Annotated in this window: 12 protein-coding genes and 2 pseudogenes; 12 read left to right on the forward strand and 2 right to left on the reverse strand. The window is 41.0% G+C overall.

What is annotated here, in order from left to right; genetic code table 11:
- The first annotated feature begins 54 nt into the window (after window positions 1–54).
- The 9 genes and pseudogenes from R2S57_RS18445 (at window position 55) to R2S57_RS18485 (ending at window position 11,933) form a co-directional block, all read left to right on the forward strand.
- A complete protein-coding gene (locus tag R2S57_RS18445) occupies window positions 55–2,316 on the forward strand; it encodes a hypothetical protein (protein ID WP_316846422.1) in 2,262 nt (753 codons plus the stop codon).
- 30 nt (window positions 2,317–2,346) lie between these two features.
- Window positions 2,347–6,015: a DUF6443 domain-containing protein gene (locus R2S57_RS18450; RefSeq protein ID WP_316846423.1), complete on the forward strand. Its 3,669-nt coding sequence runs from the start codon at window positions 2,347–2,349 to the stop codon at window positions 6,013–6,015.
- Window positions 6,016–6,019: 4 nt separating this feature from the next.
- Window positions 6,020–6,574, forward strand: coding sequence for a hypothetical protein (locus tag R2S57_RS18455; protein ID WP_316826015.1), 555 nt, complete (start codon window positions 6,020–6,022; stop codon window positions 6,572–6,574).
- A gap of 47 nt (window positions 6,575–6,621) precedes the next feature.
- Entirely contained in the window at window positions 6,622–8,241 is a 1,620-nt protein-coding gene (locus R2S57_RS18460; protein WP_316846424.1) for an RHS repeat-associated core domain-containing protein, read from the forward strand.
- The gene (locus R2S57_RS18465; protein WP_316826017.1) at window positions 8,228–8,875 is read left to right on the forward strand and encodes a hypothetical protein; all 648 of its coding nucleotides are present in this window, start codon (window positions 8,228–8,230) and stop codon (window positions 8,873–8,875) included. Before R2S57_RS18460 ends, R2S57_RS18465 begins: the two co-directional genes overlap by 14 nt.
- Before the next feature lie 27 nt (window positions 8,876–8,902).
- Window positions 8,903–9,439: pseudogene (locus R2S57_RS18470) on the forward strand (RHS repeat domain-containing protein); the annotation flags it as partial.
- Window positions 9,354–10,016, forward strand: a complete 663-nt coding sequence (locus R2S57_RS18475) for a hypothetical protein (RefSeq protein ID WP_316826018.1) — start codon at window positions 9,354–9,356, stop codon at window positions 10,014–10,016. The pseudogene R2S57_RS18470 and the gene R2S57_RS18475, both read left to right, overlap by 86 nt.
- Window positions 10,017–10,051: 35 nt before the next feature.
- Window positions 10,052–10,600, forward strand: a pseudogene (locus R2S57_RS18480) (RHS repeat-associated core domain-containing protein); the annotation flags it as partial.
- 601 nt (window positions 10,601–11,201) lie between these two features.
- On the forward strand, window positions 11,202–11,933 hold the full coding sequence (locus tag R2S57_RS18485; RefSeq protein ID WP_316826020.1) for a hypothetical protein: 732 nt from the start codon (window positions 11,202–11,204) through the stop codon (window positions 11,931–11,933).
- 390 nt (window positions 11,934–12,323) lie between these two features.
- Here the strand turns inward: R2S57_RS18485 and R2S57_RS18490 are convergent, their stop codons facing one another.
- Together R2S57_RS18490 and R2S57_RS18495 are read right to left on the reverse strand one after the other, a co-directional pair.
- Window positions 12,324–12,482, reverse strand: coding sequence for a hypothetical protein (locus tag R2S57_RS18490; protein ID WP_316846425.1), 159 nt, complete (start codon window positions 12,480–12,482; stop codon window positions 12,324–12,326).
- Between the two features lie 223 nt (window positions 12,483–12,705).
- Entirely contained in the window at window positions 12,706–13,479 is a 774-nt protein-coding gene (locus tag R2S57_RS18495) for a cyclase family protein (protein ID WP_316846426.1), read from the reverse strand.
- Between the two features lie 424 nt (window positions 13,480–13,903).
- Between R2S57_RS18495 and R2S57_RS18500 the strand changes: the two genes are divergently transcribed.
- From R2S57_RS18500 to R2S57_RS18510, 3 genes are all read left to right on the forward strand, one after another.
- Window positions 13,904–14,626, forward strand: a complete 723-nt coding sequence (locus R2S57_RS18500) for a UPF0489 family protein (RefSeq protein ID WP_316846427.1) — start codon at window positions 13,904–13,906, stop codon at window positions 14,624–14,626.
- A 419-nt stretch (window positions 14,627–15,045) separates the two neighbouring features.
- Window positions 15,046–15,306, forward strand: a complete 261-nt coding sequence (locus tag R2S57_RS18505; RefSeq protein ID WP_316846428.1) for a hypothetical protein — start codon at window positions 15,046–15,048, stop codon at window positions 15,304–15,306.
- 98 nt (window positions 15,307–15,404) lie between these two features.
- Window positions 15,405–16,568 (forward strand): hypothetical protein, encoded by a 1,164-nt coding sequence (locus R2S57_RS18510; protein WP_316846429.1) that lies wholly within the window; start codon window positions 15,405–15,407, stop codon window positions 16,566–16,568.
- The last annotated feature ends 362 nt before the right edge of the window (window positions 16,569–16,930 follow it).

Here is a 16,930-nt window from a genome sequence, read left to right on the forward strand (position 1 = left end):
GACTACAGGGATAATGTCATCTTCAATATTGGCAACAACAATAACAGTCTTGAGATGCCCAACGAAATCGCTATGAAAAAAGGCATCCTTGAACGGATCATCTATCCTTCCGGGGGATTTACCGATTTTGATTATGAACCTAACTTATATCAGGAATTTGGTAACGATAACTATGGGAGCGGACCAATCTTATTGATGGCCGGCGGGCTGCGCCTCCGAAGTATCAATAATTATGACGGAAAAATCCTTAAGGTACAAAGCCAGAAATATTACCGCTACGGCGAATCGGAGGATGGCGTTGGTATTATTGTAAACCCTCCTCCCCGTAATTTCATTAACGGCATAAAAAGCTACGCGCCCTTTAGTTATGATCAGAATATCGTTTACATTAAAAATAGTAATTCTCCCCAGTGTAATACCAAGGGGTGTATGAGCGTATGGACCCAGGAAAGAAAAACAACTTACCAGCCCGCTTCAACCCTTGATTATAACTATATGAACGGAGCACCGGTCTTTTATACCAAAGTCACGGAATATAACAGCGATATGGGAGAAGTGTCTGGAAAGAAGGTATATACTTATTATCCCCCGGGATATTACGACCCTTCTTCAGGTTACAGACCAACCATGGTTCCGGGCACAAACGTTCAGCTCTTATATGCCGAAGGACTGCTCGGCCCCCAAAAATCGACTGCCGAATATTTATACAATAAAAGCAGCAGTACCTATCAGCTGATACACAGTAAGGAAAGTTCGTATACGAGGTATAAAAGACGCGAACAGGCCAGGGTTGCCTATGCCTATTATAATAACGTATACCAGGTAACTGGAGGCAATGTATCCCCCTCTGCGAATTTTTATGATCAGAATGCACAGTGGAGTTCCGGACCTGTAAACCTGAATGCTGATTTTGTGTTAGGGACTTATGGGCTGTTTTCCGGTAGGCTGTTTTTAACTGCCGAAACAGAAAAGTGGCAGACACCGACGGGTATCCGGAGCCAGTCTACACAGTATACCTACAAGAATCTTGATGGTGGGAACATCCTGCCTTACCTGCAGCCCTCAACAATAGTTACAACAAACAGCAAGGGCGAACAGTACACCAAAAATATCAAATATGCATATGATTTTCCCGGTGTGACTGTCTATGATCAGATGACGGCTGCTAATATGATCAGCCAACCGGTATCAGAAGTATCGTTCAATAATACACTTAACAAGGAAATATCAAGAGCGCTGACCAATTTCGGTTCTGTAAGCCTTACCACGCCGGCAGGGAGTACTGTTATGTCGTATCTGCCCGTATCCTTGCAACGCTCCGAGCAAGGGTCCACACTAGAAACGGAAGTATCTTTCCTTTACAATGAAAAGGGACGTATCAGGCAGATAACAGATAAAACAGGTAATACTACTGTTTACTTATGGGGGTATAATTACTGTTATCCCATTGCGGAATTTTCAGGAGCAACCTTTGCTGAGGTAAGTGCAGTGGTAAACGAAACTGCATTGCAGAGCATCACGGACCAAGCTTTATTACGGACAGCACTGGGAAGTTTGCGTGCCCAGCTCGCTGGGGCCATGGTCACTATTTCTACTTACAGCCCGCTTGTCGGTGTATCCAGCCAGACCGACCCGAAAGGGCTGGATAAATTTTATGACTACGATCCTTTTGGCCGGCTACTTACGGTAAAAGACCGGAGTCAAAAGATATTGAGCAGGTATGAATATAATTACAGGCCATTGAATCTTAATGCCTCCAATCTCGCGGGACAGAACTACACCAATATTCCTTTGATGGCCACTTTTAAAAAGAACTGTCCCTCATCAACCAATATCCAGATATATAACTATGTTATTCCAGGGGGTGTAACTTATGGTAGCAGCACGGCACAGGCAACCTTGAACATGGAATCTTCCCTGCTCTATGGAGGAGCGAATGCTGTGTCCACAGCGGACTGCATTGATCCAAATCAAATATCGGTTATTTCGGTCCATACAACCATGGTACCTCAGCAAGCGGTGCCCTCAGAAATTTATCTCGACCTGATAGGTGAAAATGGTATAACCGGCTCCTGTAAGTTCCCATATTCACTCGCCGTTGCGGGTAGCCCATATGTTCCGCCGAACGACTTGTATACCCGTAGTGGGACCTATAAACTGAGCTTCAGGCAAACGGCTATATCTGGAGGCGTAATCATTAAATATTACATCACGCCATCCAATGGGGCACCAGGTTATTGGGTTAAAAACGGCGACACTATCACATTTTCCCCTGGAGTAAATTACGCAATCGACGCCAACAACATATTTTTTTAAACTGACCATAGTAGTATTATATCTAAACCGATGAAAAAACTCATTCTCCTGGTTCAATTTTTCCTTTTGACCGGCCTGACTGGTTATGGCCAGACCTTGGTTACCGCTCCGCTTGATCAGGACAATATGTCCGGGGATTTTTACAGTACCGGAAGCATAATCCTTGCACCGGGCTTCGCTACGCAGCCGGGCGGAGCTTTCAGGGCCTTTATCAGCAACTGTACGCCTATGGCAGCGCCATTTACCGGGGACCAGAATTATATCGCTGTTTATACGCCGCGTCAAGCCTTTTCCGCGGCAACGGACCTGCGGACGAAGAATATCTGTGAACTGATGCTGACGGTGAAATATTTTGACGGACTGGGCCGCCCTATACAGGTCTCGCAGGTAAGGGGCAGCGCGGACGGCACAAAAGACCTGATCCAGCCGTTCGAATATAATTCCGTTGGCCGGGAGGTGAAAAAGTTCCTTCCTTATGCCAAGGCTTTAAGCGGGACATTATACCCTTGGAATACTTCCGGTGGGGACGGCGTGTATGTTTTTTATAATCCCGGGGGCAGTACGGGCAGCCAGCTTCCAAATGGTGTTGCCAGGATCCCTGCACCGTTTGCAGAAACCCGGTATGAAACTTCCATGCTTGAGCGGCCGCTTGAACAGGGTGCTCCCGGGGATCCATGGCAGTTATCCCAGGGGCACACGATCAAAACAGAATATAGCTACAATGCGGTCAATGAGGCAGGGCAGTACTTCCCATATCTTAACACGGGCACAAACCAGTTTTCTTTTAATACTTTTCAGAGTCCATGGCCTGCCGGTACTTTGATCAAAACGGTATCCAGGGATGAAAATTGGCAGGTAAGTGATGGGCTCATAGGTACCACCGCAGAATTTAAGGATTTTGAGGGGCATGTTCTGCTCAGGCGTGCCTATAACAGAAAAGCCGACGGACAGGCCGAAGTTCTGAACACCCATTACGTGTATGATGATTATGGCAATCTCATATTCGTTCTTCCGCCGGCAATCTATGGGGACCCCCAGTACAGTGACCCCGCGACCATACCGGCCGGGGTATTTATAGGGCCCAATGCGCAGCAGCTGGATAACATCTGTTATCAGTACCGTTATGACAGCAAAAACAGGCTTATAGAAAAAAAGCTGCCGGGTAAGGGCTGGGAGTACCTTGTATATGATAAGCTTAACCGTGTGGTGATGGCCCAGGATGCCAACCAGCGCAACCACAGTAACCAGGAGTGGTATGTGACCAAATACGATAAGTTTGGCCGTACAGTGGCCAGCGGAATTTTTATTGATGCGGGCAGTACAGCAAATACGTCAAGGCGGCTTTTGATGCAGTCCAACGTTGATGCCGTTCCCTCCGGTCCGCCATGGGAAATACGGACTTCAAATGCCGGCAATGGTTACATGAACAGTTCAGGGACCTATAATACTTACCCGGTAGTTTTAGGCAATACACAGGTTGTCAATTATTATGACGATTATACTTTTCCGGGTGCACTTGCTTTTGTGCCACAGAATACGGCAGGCACCATGACCAAAGGATTATTGACCGGGACCAGGACCTACACTACCTCGGGATCTGCCTCCTACCTGTCGGTAAATTTTTATGACGATGACGGACATTTAAAAGAAACACTAAAGGACAACAGTGTAGGGGGGAAAGACCGTGTGGTGAATACTTTTGATTTTACCAATGCCGTAACCTCTACAACAAGAACGCATACCAAAGGAAGCCAGACAACCACTATTGCCGTAAACTATGGTTACGATCACATGGGCCGAAAGATCCAGACCACTGAAAGTATTAACGGTGCGGCACCTATCATTCTTTCAAAGCTGGCTTATAACGAGATCGGACAGCTCCGGACGAAACAGTTGCACAGCAGTAATGAGGGGCAGTCGTTTATAAATACGGCCAGCTATCTTTATAATGAGCGGGGGTGGCTCAACAGCATAAACGACCCGGACGCGGTCAGTCCGTCCACCGTTTTTGCCGAGCGCGTGCAATATGCGGAGGGCAGCCTGCCGCAGTATAACGGTAATATTGCTCAGCTAAGCTGGCAGACGGTGGTACCTGCCGGATTAAGTCTCTTTCAGGGGGTGCAAAGCTTTTCCTATGAATATGATAAGGTCAACAGGCTGAGAAAGGCGGTGTACACCACGCCGGGAAACCTGAACAGATTTAATGAAGAGCTTAGCTATGACCTGAGGGGCAATATCCTGACGCTCAACAGGACAAACAGTACTGCTGCTAATACTTTCCTTAATAAATTCGTATATACTTATAGCAGTGGCACCAATACGGGCAATAAACTGCTTAGCCTAGAGGACACGGGCACTGCGAACCAGGATGGTTCGTATCAGTATGATGATAACGGAAATGTAAGTGTTGATTCCAGGAACCTGGTTACAGGAATCAGCTACAATTACCTTAACCTGCCAAACACCGTAACCAGAAGTACCGGAAGCATAAATTACACTTACATTGCCGGAGGGAACAAGGTGAAAAAAGTATCCGGCGCGATGACGCGGGATTACATTGATGGAATTGAATACAGTAACGGAAGTCTTGAATTTATTCCAACTGAAGAAGGCCGCGCGGTTCCGAGTGGGGGAAGTTTTGTTTATGAATATTTCTTGAGGGACCATTTAGGTAATACCCGTGCCGGCATCAAACAGGATGGGGGCATCATCCAGGTACAGGACTATTATGCTTTTGGACTGGATATGAATCCTGGAAATGCCTATATTGGTTCAGCATTGAATAATTACAAATATAATAATAAAGAGAAACAGGACGAGCTGGGGCAATACGATTACGGGGCAAGGTTCTATGACCCGGTGATAGGCAGGTGGAATAGAATAGATAATAAAACAGAAGCTTATGAAGCTGTAAGTCCATATGTTTATGCAGTTAATGATCCTGTAAATGCAATTGATCCTGATGGAAATCTTGTGATTTTTGTAAATGGATTTATACCTCTGCATTGGTATAAGCAAGATAATGACAGATATATTTTTGGGGGTATACCTAATTGGAACTATACTCCATACCCCCCCTCAAGAGATTTAACACAAGGATATCCTTATTTAATATATAATAACAAGAATAGACCTCATGATTATTGGGGTAATGTAGATAACGCATTTATGCAAGGATATAAGGATAATAATTCTATGTATATAAATGCGTCATCAGATAATACTTCTGATGCACAAGATCGTTTTACTGAAGGTATTGCCTCAGCAAACAACCTAATTTCTCAACTTGAGAATGGAGATATATCTCTTTCAAAAGGAGAAACAATCAAAATAGTTGGGCATAGTCAGGGGGGCGCTTTTGCAGCAGGTATGGCGTCAGTTTTTTCTAAAAGTAAAAAATATGCTTCAATACTCCAAGAAGTGGTATATCTCGAACCCCATCAACCTGCTGATTTTAATCATCCGTCAAACATTAAGGGAACTCAGATATCTTCATCAAAAGATAGAGTTGCTTCTGTATGGAATTTTTTATCTCCTTTAAAGGGAAAAACAAGTTTTTCACGTATACGAGGTATAAGTCAATTTATATCAAATGGTACTCATGACGATGATAGCTTAGGAGGGCATTCGGTTGGAACAAACTTGGATGAGATAATTTCATACTTTAGAGGGAAGGGTGTAACTGTTAACGTAAGATAATATAATGAAAAAGATTAAATTTATCAGGAACTTTGTTATCGTCTGTATGGTGATCTCATTTGGCTGTACAGGTGCTGTCGTCAATAAAATGGCATGTAATGACATAAACCAAATAAGTATTCAGAAAGAAAAAATATATGAAGGGGTATTAAAGTCAGCTTCGGCGGTTTTGATCAGTTTAAAGAACAAAGACGGTAAGATACCATATGCGGACAGTTCATTCATTTCTTCATCTAAAATTGATAGTGTAATATTTTTTAATGAAGCAAAGAACAAATGTTTATTACTTCTTTTGCAACAGACAGTTACTGATTTAAAAACTGATCAGATTCGAATAATACAAGGAACTTTCAAGAATGGCTCATGGCATTTTTCTTATGATCGTATGCCAGAAGTTCCAGAGGCTATTTTTTCTGTTGACAAACAAATTCAAGACAACATAAATATCAATAACTCTTTTCATTTTCTATCCATTTCAGGGCAAAAATTTGTCCTAACTGCTGGTACTACTCTTGATGAAAATTGTAAAATTGATATGAAATACTGGTTTGGTGATTAAGTTTGACTCGTCTTGGCACTATTTGTAGTTTTAATAGTCAGTGATATATGGATTGGACTCGAGCCCCGTCCAGTCCGTCCGCCGTTTTTGCCGAGCGCCTGCAATATGCGGAGGGCAGCCTGCCGCAGTATAACGGTAATATTGCTCAGCTAAGCTGGCAGACGGTGGTACCTGCCGGATTAAGTCTCTTTCAGGGGGTGCAAAGCTTTTCCTATGAATATGATAAGGTCCACAGGCTGAGAAAGGCTGTGTACACCACGCCGGGAAACCTGAACAGATTTAATGAAGAGCTTAGCTATGACCTGAGGGGCAATATCCTGACGCTCAACAGGACAAACAGTACTGCTGCTAATACTTTCCTTAATAAATTCGTATATACTTATAGCAGTGGCACCAATACGGGCAATAAACTGCTTAGCCTAGAGGACACGGGCACTGCGAACCAGGACGGTTCGTATCAGTATGATGATAACGGAAATGTAAGTGTTGATTCCAGGAACCTGGTTACAGGAATCAGCTACAATTACCTTAACCTGCCAAACACCGTAACCAGAAGTACCGGAAGCATAAATTACACTTACATTGCCGGAGGGAACAAGGTGAAAAAAGTACCCGGCGCGATGACGCGGGATTACATTGATGGAATTGAATACAGTAACGGAAGTCTTGAATTTATTCCAACTGAAGAAGGCCGCGCGGTTCCGAGTGGGAGGAGTTTTGTTTATGAATATTTCTTGAGGGACCATTTAGGTAATACCCGTGCCGGCATCAAACAGGATGGGGGCATCATCCAGGTACAGGACTATTATGCTTTTGGACTGGATATGAATCCAGGAAATGCCTATATTGGTTCAACATTGAATAATTACAAATACAATAATAAAGAGAAACAGGAGGAGCTGGGGCAATACGATTACGGGGCAAGATTCTATGATCCGGTGATTGGTAGGTGGAACGTGATTGATCCGTTGGCAGAGGTAAACAGACGTTGGTCTCCTTATCGATATGCTTATGATAATCCAGTGAGATATATCGATGCTGATGGGATGATCGAACGAGATCCTGCAACCGGCAAGATAATCTTTACTTCATCAGGAAATAGTTTCACAAGGGATGCTACTAATGCTAGTGGAACCTACTCGTTGACATATCAAACTGGAACAATACGTACTGATAAAAAAGCGGATGTCCTCGTTGATAAGTTAAGCGGCATCAAATTTACAGATAAAGACGGGAAGATTACGCTAATAGATATAGAAAATTCGACGAGCGTAAATGGTATTCCTATTTCTCAATTTATGGCTAATTGCCATGGTTTGACGCTTGGTGATGGTGAATTCGTTATTGATGCAGAGGGGGCTGGTAAAATTTTAAGAGATGAGTATACGGATTTAGGGATATCAGATAAAGGTTCTTCGGGTATAGAAGTTCCTGATCATGATGTAATGACAGTGGGGGGAAGTACAATCGGAGATGTTTGGGAACCCTTTCATTCAGCTACGTCTAAACCTGACGGATATACATCGAAAAATGATATAGGTCCTGTAAGAAAAAAAGAAAACCGGCAAGAAGCAACGAATTATGTAAAGTATGATAAAGGAACGGACGGATTCAATCAAATTATGGATTATTTAAGAAGATATTTTAAAAAGAATGAAAAAGAATAACTCAAATCTAGTGACAAGTGTAGTTATGACTGTATGTTTTTATTTTTTTAGTTGTTCTAGTGCATTTGTCAACAAGCAACTTCAATTAAAATATCTCTCTCTTTCTGATTCTGTTACACAAAGTCAAACATGTGAAAGGCATATAGAAGTGCTGTACAAGGAAAATTCACTTACAGAATTCCCCTCGGATGATCGAATTGCTTTTGATAGACTGGGATTAAATAAGACGGATCGAATAAAGATTCTTCGTGAGTATCTGAGTTTTTATGGCGACACCTGTGTTAGTAATAAATATTTTTCAAACATTTACGGAAGAAGTCATAATAGACTTGAGATTTCAAAAAAAAATATAAGATACCCAGTAGAAGTTGAAGCACTATATTCTATGACAACAATGCTATTTAAAGGTAGCGTAATTATTTCTCCAGTTTTAATAAATAAGCAAACCGGAGAAACATGCAATTTCAAGCGGAATGATTTGGATATAGTTTATAAGATTTACAGAGAATGGTTTGTAAAGATGAAGAAAGGGAATTTTTCTGAATTGTCGTGGCCATTAGAAGGCAGAAACTATAAGTGGTTGGGTGAGGATAATGTTAATAACATTGAAACACTCTTGAAACAGACCTTATAGACAAAGCCATGAGATTACGGCGCAAGGTTCTATGATCCGGTGATCGGAAGATGGAATGTGGTAGATCCAATGGCGGAGAAGGATCCTAAGTCTACACCCTATAATTATGCCTTTAATAACCCAATATTATTTATCGATCCGGATGGTATGTTTGGTGATTATTATGGTACTGACGGTAAATGGCTTGGAACAGATCATATTGAAGATGACAAAGCATATGTTGCAAAAGATGGATCCTATACCCAACAAGGCGATGGTTATGCTATAAAAAAAAATGGAATTACAGAATTGAAAATTAGTAATTCAGAACTTCTCAGTAAATCAGCGACCATATATGCTGAAAGTTCGGCCTTTGGCCTTAATAAAATCACAGATGTATTAAAAAAGGAAATGTTTGCAATAGCTAGTGTACATGAGGTAATGTGGCTGGAGTGGATGCTAAAGATGCTAGAAGAACTTATTATAAGAAAAATAAGCAATGATAAAACTGGGTATGTACTTGTTGGTGTTTATGCACTTATGCGCTTTAAGTTTTGGTCAAAAATACCAGATAGTTCCAAATAATAAGCAAGCACTTAAGTTATTAGAAAAATCGCCTTATAGTTATTCTAAAAATAACTGCGGACAACATATTTCAATTAGGGAACCTCTGCCAGGTGGAGATATTGGTGAAAGGTTAGATTTAGGTGATGATAGAGAAATAATTGGGAAACTTAACTTTACTAAAATAATGAAGATTGAACTTCTTAAAGAGTTCCTCCAATTTAAAGGAGATACAACAAGAAGTAATAAATATTATTTTATGAAGATAAAAAGACCAAATAGTAATAATTACACTACTAGATGGACTATTCCGAATGTTAAGGGTTTTACTATTGAGATAGAAGCATTATTTTCTTTCACATGGATTCTTACTAAAAACACCCCCCCGATTCAACCCATTTTAATAGAAAGGATGACAGGTAAACAAATTAATTTTGATAGGGTGAAAGTTAATGAAGTTTATGATATTTTTAGAAAATGGATAGAAGCGAATGAAAAGACTGATTTTGAAAATTTTAAGTTACCGCTTGAAGGTACTCCATACCACTGGTTAGGGGATGATGTAGATTTAAGTCCGTATCTTAAAAATAGACTTTGATTATAGAATAATCTTAAAATGGTTGCGTGAGGGTGTTTGACTACGGGGCGAGGTTCTATGACCCGGTGATTGGAAGGTGGAATGTGATTGATCCGTTGGCGGAAGAGATGAGGCGGCATAGTCCATATAACTATGCCTTCAACAATCCCATTAGGTTCGTCGATCCAGACGGGATGATGCCAGATAAACCAACCCCTAGAGAGGCAGCGGCCATGGCAGCCCATGTTTACGGGGATCAAAGTGACGATATTTTGGTTGGAGGTTGGAAAGTTTCATCAAAAGTGAAAGGAATTGAATATACCCATGCAGATAACGGATTATTATCGGCATTATATGAAAGAAAAATAACAAGTGGAGATAGAAAAGGAGAAGTCGAATATGCATATGCAACTGCTGGTACAAATGATAAGAAGGGTGACATCATTGCGGATGTTGCACAGCCAATGGGAACATCATCACAATATGAACAGGCTTCATCAAATGCAATAGAGATAAATAATAGACTTGGAAATTCTGAATTAACCTTTACTGGACATTCGCTTGGGGGAGGTGAGGCAGCTCTCAATGCTTATGCTACGGGTTGAGACGCGATTACATTTAATCCTGCTGGCCTGAGTGAAAAAACAGTTAAAAAATATGCTGGAGAGAAAAATCCGAATTCAAAAATTGACGCTTACATTATGAGGACAGACTGGGCATTTCGGCAAATGTGTACGCGCGTTTCGCATTTATGCTGACACCTTCTTTCGCTCCAAACTGTACGCCCTGATCTTCAGGTCGGAATTTCTTCACACAGCAGTTCCAATAAAATTTCTAAGTTCAGGGCAATTTAAAGCCCCAGAGGTAAAATCGATATCTGGTGTGATCTTGCTTCATCAGATTGAGTTTAAGCGCCTCAGAGCGCCTTTTTGATGGATTTTACGGTTTCATCTGAAGGATGATGATCTAAAGGAAAGCGGGAAATGAGGACCCCGAACGTGAAACCGTGGAGCTCCTAGGGGAAGAAGTAAATTTGCAGCCAAGCCGCTATGCATTCAGAGGGAAAGGAATGACTTAGCAAAAAATCCGGCAGCCAAATTCGCGTACAGTTTGGAGCGAAACGGACTGTACAGATTTAGTGAAATACGCAAATTGAAAATGCAATAAAGAGATTAGAAACTCCCACAATTTTTAAATAGTAAATATATGAAGTTAAGATTTATTATACTAGTCAGTTTTTTTTGCCTTGTTATGAGTTGTAAAGAAAAGAAACAGAATAAAAACAATGAAGCTAAAATAAAAAGATATGCCACTAAAAAAACTGAAAAGAAAAGTTATAAAAATAATGAGTACTTAGTCGCCTTGTTGGATGAATTAGAAAAACCTAATAAAGAGGTGAAATATAATCAGAAAGATTATAAAAAAATAGGAATTAAAGTTAAATACCCCCTACTCAATAATCCCAAATTTAACTCGATTATTTTTTCCGATATAGAGAGGTCTTTAAGAATCAATTATTGTGGTAAGAAGCAAAATGTTCAAATAGATTATGAGTTGAGTTTCTTAACAGATAAAATGGTAAGCATTCTAAAAAGGGTGTCAGTTCTTCAGTGTAGCCCATCTGATTTTTTATATCTCGGGAAATTTAATGTTATAGAAATTAATCGTAGAATGTATGTTGTAGATCTTTCTGAGAGTTATTATAATTATTTAAATAAAAATAAATGGAAAATATTTAATTATAATGAATATAAAGATTATATATCTCAGGACGTAAGTCTGGGAAAGATTATCATATTTAAAAACAAAAATGCACTTATCCGTAATGTTTTTCACTCAAAAATCTACATAGACGATGAATACAAAATACCATTAATTGATTCATGTTTTTCATTTAAGAAACCAAATAACCAAAACATAAGGTTTACTAACGAATAAAATTGTTCCAGCCTGGCATCTTACCTGTCTGTGCATTTTTGGGACGACGATGGGCATTTAAAAGAGACACTCAAAGACCACAGTTTGGGTGGAAAAGATTGTATCGCAAAATACTTTTGACTTTAATATGGGTGTTTCATGGAAAATGGCCGCTCGTTCCGTTTTCCAAGTGACAACTCATTCCGCTTCAAACTGGTTCTTCGTCACTTTTATTGAAATACGCACTCTTCTGCTCAACCGCATTTCATCAAATCATGGTCAGAGCTGGAGTACGGCACTGTTTACTAACTGGAATATTTTATGCTTTGTTCCTGGCCACGCTCGGTATAGTCCCTGTAGATCCTTTCCACGCCGGAAATATAGGGCATTTTATCACTGTCAGCTCTTATATTATTTTTTTGATTTGTAAATCCACTGCACAAACGGGATACTTTCGCCCCATTGAATAGTGGGGATGGCTATCCGGTGTCTGCCCGTTTTCTGGATGGGGCTGCCCGGATTGTTATTGCCTATTTTGTCTACCAGCTGATCCAGGCTTTCCGTAAACATGGCCGCTTTAAATAGGAACCATGTAGGGGGTAGGCTGTATTGCCTGGGCGTTCCCTGAAAGGGAGGTCGGTATTATTTATTGACCATAACCTTTCCCGTGCCGGGCTTCTTAAACTGGGTGATCAGATGAATGATCACCCCAATTTATATACTCTATCTTCATCGCAGGCTGGGGTACGGATAGGTTGATCGGATTTCATCTAAGAAAACCTTCATTGATCCTTTAAGGATTCAGTATCGCCACGACCCTTGCCGGAGCTGCCGAGCCTCCTTTGATCTTGAGCGGAAAAACACAGACTTTAAATCCGCAGGGCGGTAATGACTTTAGGTTGGTAAGTTGCTCCATATGTAAATATTCTTTGTCTATTCCCACACGGTGGCCTTCCCAAAAATATTCCGGGTCATTGAGTGCCCTAGCTTTATCGGCCATGAATTTTAATGGAAGGTCCCATCCCCACTGATCAATTCCCATTACTTTTACGCCCTGATCGATCAGCCATTCGGTTGCTTCCCTGCTCATTCCGGTGCCTTTGTGCGGGAAATCAGGGGTGCCCATCAATTTATCGCGGTCGGTCCTGATCAGGACTATATTTCCCTTGCTGATCTGTATCCCGTTTTTGTCCAGGTCCTGCCTGAGGTCTTCTACGGTGATTGCAACAAAATCTTCTTTGTGGGAACAGTCTATTACAATTCCATTGCCATAACACCATTCCAATGGGATCTGATCGATTGTCCTGGCCGGTTTGCCTTCCACGATAGGTCCATAGTGCCAGGGTGCATCGATATGGGTTGTTGAATGCAGTCCCATTTTTGTTATCGTATCATCTGCCCACCCTGTCCAGTTTTTGGGGAATAATTTAAAGGGTAATTTCAGTGCCAACCTGATGAGCCACCGCGATCTGATATGTGCTTTGTGTTTGATCTTTACTTTCATGAACCAGGGGTCGTGCTGGTTGTACTGAATAGTTTTGGATAGGTCAATAATTTGTGTTTCCATGTTCATGTGTAGGTGTGATGTCGATAAATTTCCATAATTAATCGTTATGAAATCTCTGTTACAGCTTCTGATTGTGTAAATGATTGGAAAAGAGGGTAATAATTTACGGTTTCTGGACAGTGGCGGCAAAGGTTTGGTGGAAATATGAATGATATGGCAGTGGTATTGTGGTTAACTGCCTGTTTTAATCGAAGTGAAATTTTGTAGGTTTTTTTTGGATGTTTTGGCTGTTCCTATAGGCCGGGCCATTTGCTATATCTTTTGTTCTGGAAGGTTGCCGCGACTGTCCCTGACAGAAAAGAGCCTTTAAGATCCCTTGAAACTAATTTCCTGTGCCAAGGATTCTCTGTTTAAAATTTCTGCCCATATACGCGTCTATGGCATGTAATTGCTACCTTTCTGTTTAATTTCTAAATAAAAAAATATGTGGATCAAAAAACCTGACCAGGGCAATCCGCCAGATAGTGGCGTATATGATGTTGGATTTTTATTTAAGCATGGGAATATCTATGTAATGGACAATCATGCGGCAGCGGGATGGTGCTGGTTAAATGAACTGGATCCCAAAAAGGATTATAATTTTTTTCATATTGACCGTCACTTTGATTTGATTGACAATATTTCCCGTTCATTTCTGCGGGACTTGAAAATTTCGGATTTAGCGACTATTGATCAATATCTTGCCTTAAAAACGGATGTTGGTGCATTGATGGGTTCGCAGGTCTTTAGGTTCGATAACTATATTATGAATATATTCCATATACTGCCCAATTTTTTCAATAACAATATTTTTGCAACACATAGGGACGGTCATGTCGCTGATGCCATAACGATTAACTATTATCCTGAAATAACTTCGTTGCATTCAGATCTTGCTTACCAGGTCTCCCAGGATAGTAGGCATAAATGGATTTTAAACCTTGATCTGGATTATTTTTTTACTGATCTCAGTTCCACGCAGTATTTTCAGTTTTTGTCGGATAGGTATATTGATCTGTTATGTGACCAAATTCTTAAAGTCTCCGATAGGATCGCGGTTATTACGATCGCAATGAGTGATTATTTTTGCAACGGACAGGAAAATTCACGGCATGTTCTGGAACGGGTTGGAACTAAATTGGGCTTTAAGGTTGAGTGGCCAGGATAACAGTTTGCTTATGCTGTTGGGGTAGGCCCGTTTTGCATTTCACGGGTTTGCCGGATATTACCGTATATTTTAAGTGCCCGGCGTTTGTGCTTAAGTTTTTTCAACATCTTTGGATAAAGGGAATCTTTTGCTGTGTTTTGATCATGCGGTTGTGCGCTGCTCTATAAGATTAAGTAGTGATTGTTCTGGTTTTCCCATTAGGCCCGGCCATTTGCTGTAACCTTTGTTCTGCAACGGTGCGGCGTCTGTCCCTGACAGGGAAGGCTTATTCTTGGGGTTTAGTGCTTTTGCAGGTTTTTATTTGATTATCAGTTGCTTATTAATTTTTTTAAAGTTAAGTTTGATAGGCTACTTACCTGCCGCATTATATGACCGGACCGGAATAAATTGTATAACAGTTCACCACAACCATTTTCATAATGCCTCTCAAAAAATCAATCTACCAGAACAACAATCTCCTGCCTTTAATGTTGGCAGTGCTGGCAATGAATTTTCTTAATTCATGTGCAAACAATAAGATAGTCATTAATTCCAATACCAGGTATAAGCCAATACCTGCAATTGAGACCAGGTTTTATAAATCTCCCCAGGAAAGGGAAGGCCAGCTTAGCGGCCTGGCCTTAGGGGTTGCCATCTCGGGTGGCGGCTCCAGGCCCAGTATTTTGGGACTGGTGTCCTGATTGGCCTCGATGATATTAAAAAAGGCCAAAGCAGTTTTTTAAATGAAGTTGACTATTTTTCTACCGTGTCGGGCGGTGGTTTTGCTGCCGGGTATTATTTGACCCTGAAAAAAAACAACATCCTGGATAAGTACCCTTCTTACTTTGATTACTGGAGATCGGATTCTAGAAAAAAACGCTTTCAGGAGTTTTTATTTAAGGGGGCAAGTGCAATTACCATGGCCAAATTACCGGGATATGAAAGGAATGCAATATTTAAATCATATCCCACTATGATCGACCATGAATTATTGCAGTTGGGCAAGCTGGATCTTGAGGATAAACCGATTGATACTATGTTTTTAAGCGATTTTTTTATCCCGGTTGAATCTTCGCTTAAGAAGGTAAGGTTTCCCATTTTTGTTACAAATGGCACAATTTATAATAACGGGGAACGATTTCCATTTATGCCCCATATTATCAATGCGCTAAGAATAAATGGCTCACTGCTTCCCAAAAAGCAGTTTGAGATCAATAGTGGCTATGGTTTTCCATTAAGCTATGCCATTTCCGGCAGTGCAGCTTTTCCAGGGGTGCTGCCGATGCTTAAGCTCAGCATAAAGAATACCGATTCTGTCATCAGGGTGATTGATGGCGGTGCGGTGGATAACCTGGGCTATGCCACCCTGTTGGAATTGCTACATCTTGATCGGGTAGCGCTGGATAAAAAAAGAATGTTGGTCATTGACTGTGGGGGGCTTGGGAATGAGGTGCAGCAGCAGACCAATGGAAGGATCAGTTATGCCGGACTGCTATCTAAAGCGCTGATGTACACGGTTGATATTAATATTCTTTATGCAGATAATAATATCAAATATATTGCAAACTACTATCATATCAAGGAGGACAATATCAAAAGGATTGGTATATCGACTATAAAGAATAAGTTCTTTGCACTTGAAAAATCTGCAGACGAAAAGTCAATACAGGAATTGGAACTATTAAAAACAAAGATTCTCAATGGGGATATGAATTGGACAGATGTATATAACGACTTCGCGTCCGGGCCTTTGTTCAAAGGCTATACAAACGACAATATCTCCGAAGCTCCTTTGGATTTATTTAAGAATTTTAGTCTCAAACAGGTTTTTGAATTGTATGAATTATCATCGCAGGTTGATACCAAGATCAAAATATATGATTGGGAGAAAGAAATATTGGTGCTAGCGGGCCGCTATGCGGTTTCCATGGAGCAGGCAGCTATCAGGGATTTAATAAAATAAGTCCAAGAGCCTCAAATGACAAGAGCAGCCCATCGTAAAATGCAGTTATGGCTAGTTGCCCTGTGCGTGCCACTGTGCGGATTTTATTATTACAACTATAAAAAGAACAGGGAAATTGACGGTTACAGGTTACACCTGTGGGCGGAATTGCAGGGCCACTCCATCACCAGGCAGGGCTATGACTGACTTTGGGATCCCCAAATGGGGGAGTGGAAAGTATCCTTCAGGAAATGTGAGTTACTGGAATATCTGCAGTGTTGTGTTTTTACCCAGTGGGGTGAACCTTATCGTGTATTTACAGCATAAGAAAAGTAATCGGCGGGAAAAACGGGATAAATTAAAGCCTTGGCGGTGATGATTTC

This window comes from Pedobacter psychrodurus (assembly GCF_032678585.1).
In the GTDB taxonomy this organism is placed as follows: domain Bacteria; phylum Bacteroidota; class Bacteroidia; order Sphingobacteriales; family Sphingobacteriaceae; genus Pedobacter; species Pedobacter psychrodurus_A.

Excerpts from the sequence above, each read along its gene's own strand:
- R2S57_RS18475 (WP_316826018.1), top strand. The coding sequence starts at position 9,354 with ATGATAAAACTGGGTATGTACTTGTTGGTGTTTATGCACTTATGCGCT.
- R2S57_RS18505 (WP_316846428.1), top strand. The coding sequence starts at position 15,046 with ATGCCTCTCAAAAAATCAATCTACCAGAACAACAATCTCCTGCCTTTA.
- R2S57_RS18450 (WP_316846423.1), top strand. The coding sequence starts at position 2,347 with ATGAAAAAACTCATTCTCCTGGTTCAATTTTTCCTTTTGACCGGCCTG.
- R2S57_RS18485 (WP_316826020.1), top strand. The coding sequence starts at position 11,202 with ATGAAGTTAAGATTTATTATACTAGTCAGTTTTTTTTGCCTTGTTATG.
- R2S57_RS18445 (WP_316846422.1), top strand. The coding sequence starts at position 55 with ATGCCCAACGAAATCGCTATGAAAAAAGGCATCCTTGAACGGATCATC.
- R2S57_RS18460 (WP_316846424.1), top strand. The coding sequence starts at position 6,622 with ATGGATTGGACTCGAGCCCCGTCCAGTCCGTCCGCCGTTTTTGCCGAG.
- R2S57_RS18495 (WP_316846426.1), bottom strand. The coding sequence starts at position 13,479 with ATGGAAACACAAATTATTGACCTATCCAAAACTATTCAGTACAACCAG.
- R2S57_RS18465 (WP_316826017.1), top strand. The coding sequence starts at position 8,228 with ATGAAAAAGAATAACTCAAATCTAGTGACAAGTGTAGTTATGACTGTA.
- R2S57_RS18490 (WP_316846425.1), bottom strand. The coding sequence starts at position 12,482 with ATGTTTACGGAAAGCCTGGATCAGCTGGTAGACAAAATAGGCAATAAC.
- R2S57_RS18500 (WP_316846427.1), top strand. The coding sequence starts at position 13,904 with ATGTGGATCAAAAAACCTGACCAGGGCAATCCGCCAGATAGTGGCGTA.
- R2S57_RS18455 (WP_316826015.1), top strand. The coding sequence starts at position 6,020 with ATGAAAAAGATTAAATTTATCAGGAACTTTGTTATCGTCTGTATGGTG.